The organism is Actinoplanes sp. NPDC026619 (assembly GCF_040638295.1).
In the GTDB taxonomy this organism is placed as follows: Bacteria; Actinomycetota; Actinomycetes; order Mycobacteriales; family Micromonosporaceae; genus Actinoplanes.
In genome coordinates this window covers 1-11,610 of the sequence record NZ_JBEZYA010000064.1, presented here as the reverse complement: position 1 = coordinate 11,610, position 11,610 = coordinate 1, and the positions used below count along the sequence as shown (strand labels likewise).

Here is an 11,610-nt window from a genome sequence, read left to right as displayed (position 1 = left end):
GGGTAGTGCTTGTTCGCCATCTGTTCCAGACTCCTGATCCACCAGGACCATCAAGATCCATGGTTCAAGTGTCCAAGATCAAGGGGCAAGGCCCCACCGCCCCGGTGGTCAGGAACTGACCGCAGGACTCATTGAAGCCATGGCCATCTGCTCGCCCTCTACAGCGCGATTTTCGGTGGCCTGTTCGGCATCCTCACCCATGCTCGGCCAGGAGGAACTGGCCGCGGACGGGGCCGTCCGACGCGATCAAGCGGGTCACCTCGCCGGTAAGCGGATCGAAATCCACATCGGTGAGCCGGCCGATCTGCTCGCCGGCGTCGGTTAGCAATCGTTTGCCGAGCAACTGCTGGTCGCTCTCGATCAGCTCGGCCGCGCGGCCGTCGGGCGGCCCGACGGACCATCGATTCCGGACCATGACCGCGTACGGACTGAAAGCTGCGACGTCCGCCCAGTGCACGACGCCACCGGACGGGCCGTCCGCCACGCACAGGGCCACGATCCGGGTGGTCTGCGGGTCGATGACCAGGTTGTCCACCCGGCCCAGAGCGGACGGACACCCGGCCGCCAAGATCCGCCGGTGCAGCAACGCGGAGAACAACATGGAAAAGACCATCCTCACTGTCGAGCCGACGACTACCGGCGGAGACGACGGGCGACCAACCCGCCGGAGCCCGGCCCGGGTCGAGCCCCACTCAGTTGGGCCTTTGCGAACAGAATTGTCGCGGCATGTCGCGGAGGGCACGCGGATTCGCGACGTTTCGATGACACCGGAGGAGTCCCGTCGGCCGAAGCCTCAGGAATCGGCGCACGGCAGGAATTGAACGAAGGGAACGCGCCGGCCGACCTCGCGGTAGTCTTCCGCGCTCCCGTCGACGACGAAGCCCATGAGTTTGCACAGCCGGCGCGCGGCAGCCGGATGCCGCACGGCATATCGCGCCATGAGTTCGCCGCCTTCCTCGGCGGGAACGGGAATTGCGGTTACCCGCAGCTTCCGTCCGCCGATCTGGATCGTGGCGTACGGCTCCGTCATGACGTTGCGGTACCAGTCGGCGCGGGGCCCGAAACCGGACGCGACCAGATAGCCGGTCCCGTCATGCTCGACGACCTCGATGACGGCCTGGCGAGGCCGACCTGTTTTCCGGCCGGTGTGGGTGAGCAGCATAATTCGCCGGCCCAGCAAACCACCCAGGCCGCGGCGATACAGCAGAATAGGTAGCCGCCACAGCATGCGACTGAATCCGGTGGGTGGGGTGGACCTTTTGACGATCTTCATCGGCTCGTCCTTCCTCGCCCGGCCGTCGCCGACTGACGTGCCCATTGACGGATGGTCGGTGGCCGGGCAGCGGACGTGGTGAAAAACTGAGGGTCGCGAACGGTTGCGAACCGATCAGGAGGGGCGTCGATGTCCGAACCGGCCAGTCCTCATCCAACCACCGAGCGCGCCGGCGCCGCGCGCCAGATGCCCTCCACCGGCCGATGGCCGGTGGTACTCAGTGCCATGGCATTTCTGCTCGGAGCGCTCCTGGGTGCCGGACTCACCATCGCCTTCACCGGAGGCTCACCAGACGCGGGCCATGCCACTTCACCATCCGCGGAGCCGAGCGAGGCGGCTCCAGGCAGCGGAGATCTCGTCCTTCCGGCGAGTTGCCGGGAAGCGGTGGAGCGGGTGCAGGAGGCCTCCACCACTGCCAGGGAGGCGATGCAGGCGTTGCGCCGCCTGGAAACGGCGCGCCTGCAGGAACTGCTGGATCGCCTGCAACAGACACAGACCAAAGTCGACGCTCTCGCCGACGAGTGTCGGGCGCAGACCCGCACTTTGCCCGCAGGACCTACCAGCCCATCCGGTGGAAAGTGACCTCACCCCGATGCGCCCCGCTTGTCCGGGACGGGCGGTCTGACCGGCGGAACCGATGCCGGACGCGGTCGCCGGCTGGGCCATCGGCTCGCATCGCCGAGCAGCGCGAGCAGCGCCGGCACGAGCAGTGACCGGACGAAGAGGGCATCCAGGAGTACGCCGAGGGACATCGTGAACGCGATCTCCGCGAATGGTCGCAACGGCACCAGAGCCAACAGCCCGAAGCTGGTTGCCAGAATCACGGCTGCCGTACTGACCGCATGTGCCGAGGCCGGCAGCACACTGATCACGGCGTCGCGCATCGGGCGCAGGCGCGCCTCCTGCCATACCCGCCCGACGGTGAAGATGTTGTAGTCGGAGCCAAGCGCAACCAGGAGCACGGCGACTGCGAACGGCACGTAGAAGGTAAGCCCGTCATGCCCGAGCAGTGAGCTGAACAGGAAGGTCGCGGCCCCGAGCGTGGCCGCCAGCGCAAGCAGGTTGAGCAGCAGCAGAAACACCGGAGCCGGCACGGCTCGCAGGAACACGATCAGCATGAGGAGGTTGACCACCAGCGTCGCCAGGACTATCCGTTCCAGATCCGCTGTGGTCTGCGCCACGATGTCGGCGGCGACCGCGGTGTCTCCCGCGACACCGGCGGCGACCCCCCGCAGGCCGGCAGCGGACAGCAGCGCTGGCAGGTCGTCCCGCAGCGAGGTCACCACCTCGATGCCGGAGGCGCCCAGTGGTTGGGTGTCCAGCACCAGCAGATAGCGGGCGGCGCCGCCGTCACGCGAAAGTACCAGCCCGAGTTCGTCGGGCAACCGCTGATCGGCCGGGCCCACGACCCCCGCGACGCCGGGGCGCTCCGCCAGCATGTGCTGAAGCTTGTCGAGCGCCGCCCGCTCGGCCGTGACACCGGGCTTCTCCAGTAGCAGCACCGCGGGTGAGACGATGCCGTCAGCGAATCCCGAACGTGCGGCGGCGGCTGCCTGACGTACCTGGTCGTCGGCGGGCAAGGCCCCGATGAACGACATTCCGAGACTCAGGTGCCGAGCCGGCAAGGCAGCCAGAGTGAGCGCGAGAACGCCTACGGCGAGGACCGCGGCCGCCGGCTTGCGCCGTACCAGCCACCGGGTACGCCGGTCCCGGCGCACCGACGCCGAGCGGGCGGCCGGAGGGAGCGGCCGATCGTGCCGGCTGGGCCAGAACGCATACGAGCCCAGAATGGCCAGTAGGGCGGGCACGAGGGTCACGGCCACGGTGAGCCCGACGAGGACAGCCAACGCCATTCCCGGCCCAAAGGTATGGAACAGCTGTGACTTGGCCACGATGAGGACCCCCGTGCCCGCGGCGACGGTCAGGCCGGCCACGGCGACGATCCCGGTGGTGTCGCGGGTCGCACGCCGCGCTGCCGTCAACCGGTCGTGCCCCGCCGTCAGTTCCCGTTGCAGTGCGAACAGATAGAACACGACGTAGTCGGTGACCACGCCGAGCAGCAGTGCGACGAGCAGCGGACCGACCTCACTGGGGACGGCCACGTGCAGTAGGTGACCGAGAAATCCGACCAGGTCGAGCATCACGAGGGCGGCGATCCCCGCGGTGGCCAGCGCCACGAGCGGCGCAACCATCGAGCGGAACGCGAGGGCGACCACAAGCGCGACGGCAGCCAGGGTGGCCAGTTCCACGGTCTGGATGGAGCCTTGCACCACCTGCCCCTGGGCCACCTGCGCCGGCAGTGTGCCCGTCACCCCGACCACGGCATCGCCCGGGCCGAAGTGCCGTTCGACGAAGCGCTGCGCAGCGGCGTACTGGGTGTTCAGGCCCACGTTGGGCGGGATGAACAGCAGGGTGATGACGGTCGTGCCGCTTTCCCGCGTGCCGGGAAACAGCCCCCCGGTGTTGGGGATCGGGATGGCGCCGAGAATGGGCCCGACGTCGTCGTACTGCTGCTGGGTTACGGCGGCGGCCCGGGCAACCGCCTCGGCCTGGGCCAGCGGGGACAGGCCATCCGGATCCCGCTGGACGACGACAACCCGGCTCAGCAGCGGAAACCCGAAGAGTTCGAAGGACCGGATTTCCGTCTGCACCGGCGGACTGTCGGCCGACACGAGACCCGACAGTCCGCCTTCGGTGGCCGGCGGGCTGAACATGGCCGAGAAGAGCGCCAGCGTCAGCCAGCCGAACAGGACGACCCAGCGCATCCGGACCATCGCCCCGGCGTACGCGTCAGCCCAGCCGCCCTGCGGGTCCGGCCGAGTCGACGCGACCCTCTGGTACGACATCGCCCTCACCCCCAGTCAGCCATCCCGGCTCACGAGACTCGAGCAAAGGTCCAGGCGAGGTCCGGCCCGTTCTGTTCGGTATTCACCTTGAGCGTGTTGCCCGCACAGGTGTACGTGCCACCGCGCAGCACAGGCATGGCGTCCAGCGCCTCCCCGGCGCTGGGAAGCTCCTCGCCGGCCAGCTGGCCGATAGCGGCGTTGTCCAGCAACGTGATCGAGAACGGCTCGCTCAGTTTCAGCGTGACCCGCAGATGATTCTGCGTGGAATCCCGCGGCGCCCACTGGCCGGCGCCTTCCCCACGGGGCTGGAAAAGCACGGTCGCGTGCATCGAGCCGGAGTACAAGACCTGTCCCCGGACGACGGCGCCCGCCGCCTCGGCGGAGAAACTGAGCGGCTCGGAACCGGCGAAGCCGAGCTCCGTGCCACCGTCGGCACCGACGGTCATGGTCGCTCCGGTTCCACCGGCGACGTGTCCGCTGGCACCGCCGAACTGACCGGTCACGCCGGTGGCCCGCCAGTTGCCGGCTACACAGGGCGGCGGTGTGGCACCGGACGGAGCCGCGGAGCCGGACGCCGGGCTACCGGCCGGCGTTGTCGGCGCCGGCGCCGGTGCCGGCGCCGCGGGGGCGGCCGCGCCGGAATCGGGATCGTCACCACAACCGGCCATCGTCGCGGCAATGAGGACACCCGTCAGAAGTACACTCGTTTTTCCCTTCATCGCACACGTCCCCTCCGATTTACAGCTTTCGTTTTGTAGTGCCCACCGGCTGTGACGATTGTCATGCGAACGCGTGGCGTTCTCGCGACAGGAATTGGCCGACGACGCCGATGATCAAGCTCTCATCGACCACATCAGCGTGCTGGACGACAGGAAGATCCCCGTCCACCGAAGGTCTCCACGTCCACCATGGCGGCACTTCCGACTGCGCCGGTTCCCAGCGCACCTGGCGCACGGCTCTGCGGAAGCGCGGGCAATCTGGGCAGGTGTCATCGGAGTGCAGGTGTATTGATCGTTGATCGTCACAAAGTCGGTGAAGTGTTGGTCGCATCCAGGCCGTGCCGCGGTACACCGCGACCTAGCTTGAGGATGTGACATGAGTTTCAGGATCAATACCCATCGGCCGCCGGAGCCGATGACGGCGATCGAGCCGCAGGACGAGAATGCCGGTCCGTGGCGGGCTCGACGGCGGCGGGGCAAGTGAAGTGGTCGGTCACGACCGAGTCCGGAAAGGCGGTGCAATGAGGTCCCGGAAACGCCGGCCCGGTCACAGCATCTACTTCAGCGCCTTCTCGCTGTTGCTCTGTGGTTCGCTCGGCGGAGTCATCCTGGCCGCGGCCGCTTTTCCCGCCGCCGCCATGTCGGGTCTGATGGCCGAGGCCGGCGGCCGGACCTTCACGAACCTGCCGAGCGAACTTCGGGATTTCAGATCGCCGCAGATCACCCGGATCTATGCGTCGGACAACAAGACGCAGATCTCGCAGTTCTACGACGAATTTCGCAGCGACGTGCCACTGAAGGACATCTCGAAGCACATGCGTGACGCGATCGTCGCGGCCGAGGACCGGCAGTTTTACCAACACAACGGCGTCGACCTCAAAGGCGTCGCGCGGGCTTTCGTGAACAACAACACGGGCAAGGCCAGGCAGGGCGCTTCGACGATCACGATGCAGTTGGTGCGGATGTCGCTGGCATACTCGGCGACGACGCCGCAGGAAGTGGTCGACGCAACCGAGGACACGACCCAGCGCAAGATCACCGAGATGAAGTACGCGCTGCAAGTGGAGAAACAGCTGTCCAAGAACCAGATCCTGGAGCGTTACCTGAACATCGTGCCTTTCGGCAACCGGGCGTACGGCGTTTTCGCCGCGAGCCGAATCTATTTCGGCAAAAGGCCCATGGACCTCACCATCGGACAGGCCGCCATGCTCGCCGGCATCGTGAAGGCGCCCACGAGCTTCAACCCCACCAGTCCGGGCGGCTACGAGCAGATCCGCCAGCGCCGCAACAACTACGTCATCCCCGGCATGGTCGAGATTGGCGCCGTCACCCAAGCCGAGGCGGCCGAGGCGAAAAAAGCGGCCATACCGCGCACGGTCAAGTCGATCGGCAACGGCTGCGTGTCGGTGGCCAAGAACATCTGGGGTTTCTTCTGTGACTACTTCTACCGCTGGTGGATGGGCCGCGCGGAATTCGGGGCGACAGCGTACGACCGGGAGCGTCGCCTGAAGAGCGGCGGTTACCGGATCACCACGACTCTGGACGTCAACGCCCAGCAGCACGCCAGGCACCGGATCGACCAGCTGATCTCGGAAAAGAACAAGAATGCCCTGCTGCTCGCCGCGGTCGAGCCCGGTAACGGCAAGGTACGGCTGCTCGCCGCCAACCGGCGATACCAGCTGGATAGTGCTTCAGACCCGCAGAACCGGCTCAACGCCGACCCGAAGAAGGCGGCCAAAGGCATCCGTGGCTCATACCCGAACACGACGAACCCCCTGCTCACCGGTGGCGGCGACATCACCGGCTACCAGGCCGGCTCGGTCATGAAGATCTTCACGATGGTGGCCGCGCTGGAAAAGGGCTACCCGCTGTCCTACAAGATCAACGCCAAGAAGCGCGCCAAGACCCACTACATTATCGATCGCGGCAATGACTCCGCCTGCCCCGGCACGCACTTCTGGTGTCCCGGCAACGCCGGCGGCGGCGGCGAAGGCAGCTACAACATGTGGACCGGCTTCGGTAAGTCGATCAATACCTACTTCGTTCCGCTGGAGGAACGGGTCGGCGCAGAGAACGCGGTCGCGGTCGCGAAAAGGTTCGGTGTGAAGTTCCGGGCCGCAAGTGACGCCAAGTACGCGTCACCGAAGCGGGCACACCAGTGGGGTGCCTTCACCCTCGGCGTATCGGCCACGACGCCACTGGACATGGCGAACGCATACGCCACGCTGGCCGCCGACGGCAAGTACTGCGAGCCGACCCCGATCGAGCGGATCACCACCCAGGACGGCGAAAAGCTTGACGTCGGCAAGACACACTGCACCCGGGCGACCACCACGGACGTGGCCCGCGCAGCGCTTGACGCGGCCCGCTGCCCGGTCGGCGATTCCGCTCAGCTCGGCCGGTGCCACGGCAGCACCGCGGCGGACACCAGGCGCGTCGTCGGGCATCCGGTGTTCGGTAAAACCGGCACCACCGACAACGACAAGACCGCCGCTCTGATCGCCGGCACCACATCGCTGGTCGTCGCCGGCTACCTGGTCAACCCCGACTACCAGAACCACCCTGACCGCTTGCGGCACCACCAGGTCAACCCGGCGGTATACCGGACACTCGCCGACTACATGAAGGGCAAGCGGAAGGTCCAGTTCAAAAAGCCGGAAGACGAGAAGGTGGCACACGGCCGGCGCCGGTAGGAGCTGGTTCAGGAGCGGTGTTGACGCGTGGATCGCTCAGCGGCGGAATCCCCGGTGGATTCAACCAGCTTCGCCACATTTCCGAGGGAAGTGGTTGCGGTGCGTCACCCACCTGCACCGCGGCACCGCTGGCTGGTCACCGTGTCCGGAACAGTGGATCAGTTCAATTTCGGGCGATTCGCCGACGAGTACGGCCACGACCAACCCGAGTGCTGCCGCCGATTCGACGGACGTAAGTTCCTCCGCGCGGACGCCGTCCAAACCTGGTCCTGACGGCCGGCGGGCTCAATCCCCGGCTTGCGGCGGTCCGATCAGGCAGAACGTCGCCAGATCAGTGGCCCCGACAGCAGGCAGCGCCGTCATCCGCAGCCGTTGGTCGCCATGATCGCACCTTCGACGGTGTCGAAGGTGCGGAATGCGGTATGCAGCCGCATGGTGCGTAGCACCGTCTGGATGAAACGCGACGGCGCTGCAAGAACCACCTCGCCGGGGCGCTGCCGCGCGATGTTGCGAGCTCGGACCAGCACGCCGAGCCCGACCGAGTCGATGACACCGGCCCCGCTGAGATCCACGATGACGTTCCGGTGCGCGGTCACGGCGATCTCCAGAGCGGCCCGAAGTTCAGCCGCGAGGTCCATGTCGATGTCGATGTCGATCTGAACCAGCGAGGCGGCGGTCAGGTGCGCCACCCGGATGCGGTCCAGTACCGCCGCAGAGCCCGGCGAACGCTCCGGGACCGGCCGCGTCACGCGCATCTCCGCGGAGCAGCCGGGACAACGATGCAGTCCACGAGCGAATGGCGAACCGGTCCACCCGACATCGGTCACGGCGACGTATACCAGCTCCGCGTCATGCAGGCCACCGCCGTCAGTGACCGTGGCAACGCCGCAGTTGTCGCAGATCAGTTGCACTCCGATGCCGTACGCGGTAGGAACGGCCGTCATCTCAGCTCCTCATTCCGATCATCACCCAGGTACAGCCATACCGAGCCGTGACTGGCCGGGGACACCGCACTGGACAGGAAGCTCCGGTGGCCGTCGGCCGTAATCCGCAAACCACCGTCCTGCGGCACTCCGGACCTCCCGATGATGGTGCGGATCGCCGTCGTGGCGTTGTTCGAGACAGTGAACACAGCGACACTCCTCAGCCGTTGCACTTGCCGTTCGATCGCCGCCCAGTCTCGCCGCCCGGTGTGGAGGGATACCCGCCGCCTCGTGACAATTCCATGACGATGACTCAGCGACTCACGCCCGGACGCGCACCTGAATCTCGCGGTCAGGCAGACGATCCCGGGCGACTCTTTCGTGCCGCCATCGCATCGAAGACGGCACCCGAACACTTCCCTGGCCTCAATGAGATTCCAGAACGTGCACCTCCGCCCAGCGGTGTTGAAGTGACCGACCCACGGCGAGATCCCAGCCGTCGACTGGCATGCAGCACCAGTCCGTCCGTGGTCACAGCGGGACCGCTCGCCGACGCACACTCGGCGCATTCGGTGACCGGCGAACGATTGGTGCACTGAGGGACGGGGAAGGACAGCGGCATGCGAGAAGAGGAGTTGACGGTGCTCGAGCAGCGAGGTTGGCGGGCGCTGGCTTCCGATCCTGCTACCGCGGAAGCGTTCTATCGGCAGGTGCTCGACGACGCCGTCGTCATGGTTCTGCCCGGTGGCATGGTGCTGGACGAGCGGGAGGCGATCCTCCAGTCGATGGCCGGGGCACCATGGACATCCTTCGAGCTGTCCGACTGGCGCGTGATGCACCCGACGCAGGACACCGCTGTGATCACCTACCGCGCGGACGCCCGGCGTGCCGCGAATGACCCGTACTCGGCGTTGATCAGTAGTTTCTACGTGCGGCGGCGGGACGGCTGGAAGCTGGCCTTCCATCAGCAGACCCCTCGCTGACGGGGCGCCATCGGTCGGCGGCACGCGGCAGGAGGCCGGTTTCCGCCGACCGGCACATCCGCCTGCGGCACCGGTGTGTCACTGCCGCCTCTGCCACCAGCCGCGAGGCCGCCGGACCGTCGCGACGGATGCCGCCGGCATTTGCGAGAAGCATCATGTACGCCGCATCCCGGATCACCGGCGCGGTGCGCCGGTCAGCGTGGACCATCCTCCAGGCCCGCCATGCCGCCACGTACGGTCAGACAGTTGGCGACGTCGAAGACGCCCGGAACGCTCCACGCACGCCGTCCGGCCGCCGTCCGGGCCTGGGTGGAGCCCACGTCGCCGTTCAGGATGATGACCCTGTTCTGCACCAAGACTTCGAACCGACGGCCCCGCACAGCGGGATCTCGGCACAGCGCCATGACCGTGCGATCCGCGATCCACTCGTCGGTACCGAGGTTCGAGGTACCCGCATCGCTGCCAGGCGACCATCCGGAACCGAACCATTCCTCGGGATAGTTCCAGAACATCTCCACGCCCTTCCGGACACGACCTCGTGCATCTGGCGACCTCCACCGTTGGTGCCACCTGGGGAAAGAGTCGCCGGGCGACGTGACCGGCAGCCTGCGGGCGCACAACGGTTCCTTGACAGTTGGCCGTAAGCCGTTCGAGTCGGGGGATCCGGTCGTCTGTGCCGCCCGGCGTGCCGTCGCTGACCTGCGTCATTCACTGAGTCACAGCGGTGTCTTGCAGGACAGCGGCACGCGAGCGCTTGAGGCGGCGGCGCCGGGGTAGGCGGTGCCTGAACGGGCACCACGCCTGTTCCGTCGTTTCACCGAGGGAGGAGAGCACGTCATGACCACCCATGCCACGACCCCGCCGATGCGAAACAGCAACGAGGCCGACGACGACCAACTCAAGGTCGCTGAGCGGCAGGGCGATGCCTACGGCAACGCGCTGCAGGCGATGGCCGAGGAGGACGGCGCGGTGACATGCCGCGCCGGAGACTACCTGGTGGCCTTCATCAACGAGAAGGCCGAGGGCATGTACGAACTCGACGGCGACCGGCTGATTTGGCGGGAAGCCGCGCCGCGGGCGACCGCGCATCTCGAGGTGGCCGTCGCCGACGCCGCCGACGGGCGGTTCGTGCCGGGCCTCGAGGTGCACGTCGAGGTGACGGCAGACGGACGGCCGCTGGTTTCGACTGAACTGCCGTTCCTGTGGCATCCGTTCCTGTATCACTACGGGAGCAACGCCCAACTGCCCGGCGAAGGACCGTACGACGTCACGGTCCGCATCGGTGCCCCGCATTTCATGCGGCACGATCCGGTCAACGGCAAGCGGTACGCCGAGCCGGTCACCGCGCGTTTCGAGAAGGTACGGTTCGCCAGCGGCCGCAAGCTCAGCCCGGATGCGTCCCCCAGGGGAGCGGACGCGCCGACTGCGGGAGCCGGCGGCAGCTGACCGCACGTGACGACGTCCGCGCACGGACCGTCGGACAACGGCTAGTGCTGGCGCTGCATCAGCGAGTTCTCAGGTTCATGACCGGCCCGCTGCGGCGCCGGCGTCGCTCTGGATGTCTTCCAGCGAGCGTCCCTTGGTCTCCGGCACTTTCGCGACGAAGAACACCACGGCCACCACGGCCATGCCGGCGTACACCAAGAAGATCCCCTGCCGGGTGATTGCACCGGCCAGAGTCAGAAACGTAGCAGAGACCGCGAAGGGGCCTTGCCCCTTGATCTTGGACACTTGAACCATGGATCTTGATGGTCCTGGTGGATCAGGAGTCTGGAACAGATGGCGAACAAGCACTACCCACAGCAGTTCAAGGCCGACGCGGTGGCGTTGTACCGGTCTCGGCCGGGCGCGACGATCGCGTCGATCGCCGATGATCTGGGCGTGAACCGGGAGACGCTGCGCAGCTGGGTCCGTAACGACGACCAGCGGCGTGGTCCCCGCCGTCCGGCGGCTGTCGCCGGGGCGGGGCAGGCGCCGGCCTCGGTCGAGGACGAGAACGCAGTCCTGCGCCGGCGGGTCCACGAGTTGGAGGAAGAACGCGACATCCTGCGTAAGGCGGCCCGGTATTTCGCCGGGGCGATGCACTGGTGAACCGCTTCCAGTTCGTCGCCGACCACCAGGCACGCTACGGCGTGAAGCGGTTGTGCCAGATCCTCAACATCGCCCGGTCCAG

The 11,610-nt window shown here is 67.0% G+C and carries 12 protein-coding genes; 5 read left to right on the top strand and 7 right to left on the bottom strand.

Annotated elements, in window-relative coordinates:
• Nucleotides 1-193 precede the first annotated feature (193 nt).
• Together AB0E90_RS51225 and AB0E90_RS51220 are read right to left on the bottom strand one after the other, a co-directional pair.
• Nucleotides 194-601, bottom strand: coding sequence for a PRC-barrel domain-containing protein (locus tag AB0E90_RS51225; RefSeq protein ID WP_360421104.1), 408 nt, complete (start codon nucleotides 599-601; stop codon nucleotides 194-196).
• A 192-nt stretch (nucleotides 602-793) separates the two neighbouring features.
• Entirely contained in the window at nucleotides 794-1,273 is a 480-nt protein-coding gene (locus AB0E90_RS51220; protein ID WP_360421102.1) for a nitroreductase family deazaflavin-dependent oxidoreductase, read from the bottom strand.
• A gap of 129 nt (nucleotides 1,274-1,402) precedes the next feature.
• On the opposite strand from AB0E90_RS51220, the gene AB0E90_RS51215 reads away from it, so the two are divergent.
• Nucleotides 1,403-1,855, top strand: a complete 453-nt coding sequence (locus AB0E90_RS51215) for a hypothetical protein (protein ID WP_360421100.1) — start codon at nucleotides 1,403-1,405, stop codon at nucleotides 1,853-1,855.
• Between the two features lie 2 nt (nucleotides 1,856-1,857).
• On the opposite strand, the gene AB0E90_RS51210 is transcribed toward AB0E90_RS51215, so the two are convergent.
• The gene (locus tag AB0E90_RS51210; RefSeq protein WP_360421098.1) at nucleotides 1,858-4,038 is read right to left on the bottom strand and encodes an MMPL family transporter; all 2,181 of its coding nucleotides are present in this window, start codon (nucleotides 4,036-4,038) and stop codon (nucleotides 1,858-1,860) included.
• 110 nt (nucleotides 4,039-4,148) lie between these two features.
• Nucleotides 4,149-4,565 carry a hypothetical protein gene (locus AB0E90_RS51205; protein WP_360421096.1) on the bottom strand — a complete coding sequence of 139 codons (417 nt, stop codon included), beginning with the start codon at nucleotides 4,563-4,565 and terminating at the stop codon, nucleotides 4,149-4,151.
• A 794-nt stretch (nucleotides 4,566-5,359) separates the two neighbouring features.
• Between AB0E90_RS51205 and AB0E90_RS51200 the strand changes: the two genes are divergently transcribed.
• Complete coding sequence (locus AB0E90_RS51200; protein WP_360421094.1) at nucleotides 5,360-7,531, top strand: transglycosylase domain-containing protein; 2,172 nt, start codon at nucleotides 5,360-5,362, stop codon at nucleotides 7,529-7,531.
• Nucleotides 7,532-7,890: 359 nt separating this feature from the next.
• Here the strand turns inward: AB0E90_RS51200 and AB0E90_RS51195 are convergent, their stop codons facing one another.
• Complete coding sequence (locus AB0E90_RS51195) at nucleotides 7,891-8,442, bottom strand: STAS domain-containing protein (RefSeq protein ID WP_360421092.1); 552 nt, start codon at nucleotides 8,440-8,442, stop codon at nucleotides 7,891-7,893.
• 632 nt (nucleotides 8,443-9,074) lie between these two features.
• On the opposite strand from AB0E90_RS51195, the gene AB0E90_RS51190 reads away from it, so the two are divergent.
• Nucleotides 9,075-9,437: a nuclear transport factor 2 family protein gene (locus tag AB0E90_RS51190; protein ID WP_360421090.1), complete on the top strand. Its 363-nt coding sequence runs from the start codon at nucleotides 9,075-9,077 to the stop codon at nucleotides 9,435-9,437.
• A gap of 194 nt (nucleotides 9,438-9,631) precedes the next feature.
• Here AB0E90_RS51190 and AB0E90_RS51185 read toward each other — a convergent pair whose 3' ends face one another.
• On the bottom strand, nucleotides 9,632-9,949 hold the full coding sequence (locus tag AB0E90_RS51185; RefSeq protein WP_360421088.1) for a BON domain-containing protein: 318 nt from the start codon (nucleotides 9,947-9,949) through the stop codon (nucleotides 9,632-9,634).
• A gap of 325 nt (nucleotides 9,950-10,274) precedes the next feature.
• Between AB0E90_RS51185 and AB0E90_RS51180 the strand changes: the two genes are divergently transcribed.
• Nucleotides 10,275-10,883, top strand: coding sequence for an iron transporter (locus AB0E90_RS51180; RefSeq protein ID WP_360421086.1), 609 nt, complete (start codon nucleotides 10,275-10,277; stop codon nucleotides 10,881-10,883).
• Between the two features lie 75 nt (nucleotides 10,884-10,958).
• Here AB0E90_RS51180 and AB0E90_RS51175 read toward each other — a convergent pair whose 3' ends face one another.
• Complete coding sequence (locus AB0E90_RS51175; RefSeq protein ID WP_360421084.1) at nucleotides 10,959-11,168, bottom strand: MFS transporter; 210 nt, start codon at nucleotides 11,166-11,168, stop codon at nucleotides 10,959-10,961.
• 48 nt (nucleotides 11,169-11,216) lie between these two features.
• On the opposite strand from AB0E90_RS51175, the gene AB0E90_RS51170 reads away from it, so the two are divergent.
• Nucleotides 11,217-11,528, top strand: coding sequence for a transposase (locus tag AB0E90_RS51170; RefSeq protein WP_360421082.1), 312 nt, complete (start codon nucleotides 11,217-11,219; stop codon nucleotides 11,526-11,528).
• The last annotated feature ends 82 nt before the right edge of the window (nucleotides 11,529-11,610 follow it).

Excerpts from the sequence above, each read along its gene's own strand:
- AB0E90_RS51180 (WP_360421086.1), top strand. The coding sequence starts at position 10,275 with ATGACCACCCATGCCACGACCCCGCCGATGCGAAACAGCAACGAGGCC.
- AB0E90_RS51205 (WP_360421096.1), bottom strand. The coding sequence starts at position 4,565 with ATGACCGTCGGTGCCGACGGTGGCACGGAGCTCGGCTTCGCCGGTTCC.
- AB0E90_RS51215 (WP_360421100.1), top strand. The coding sequence starts at position 1,403 with ATGTCCGAACCGGCCAGTCCTCATCCAACCACCGAGCGCGCCGGCGCC.
- AB0E90_RS51200 (WP_360421094.1), top strand. The coding sequence starts at position 5,360 with ATGAGGTCCCGGAAACGCCGGCCCGGTCACAGCATCTACTTCAGCGCC.
- AB0E90_RS51185 (WP_360421088.1), bottom strand. The coding sequence starts at position 9,949 with ATGTTCTGGAACTATCCCGAGGAATGGTTCGGTTCCGGATGGTCGCCT.
- AB0E90_RS51190 (WP_360421090.1), top strand. The coding sequence starts at position 9,075 with ATGCGAGAAGAGGAGTTGACGGTGCTCGAGCAGCGAGGTTGGCGGGCG.
- AB0E90_RS51170 (WP_360421082.1), top strand. The coding sequence starts at position 11,217 with ATGGCGAACAAGCACTACCCACAGCAGTTCAAGGCCGACGCGGTGGCG.
- AB0E90_RS51210 (WP_360421098.1), bottom strand. The coding sequence starts at position 4,038 with ATGCGCTGGGTCGTCCTGTTCGGCTGGCTGACGCTGGCGCTCTTCTCG.
- AB0E90_RS51220 (WP_360421102.1), bottom strand. The coding sequence starts at position 1,273 with ATGAAGATCGTCAAAAGGTCCACCCCACCCACCGGATTCAGTCGCATG.
- AB0E90_RS51225 (WP_360421104.1), bottom strand. The coding sequence starts at position 601 with ATGTTGTTCTCCGCGTTGCTGCACCGGCGGATCTTGGCGGCCGGGTGT.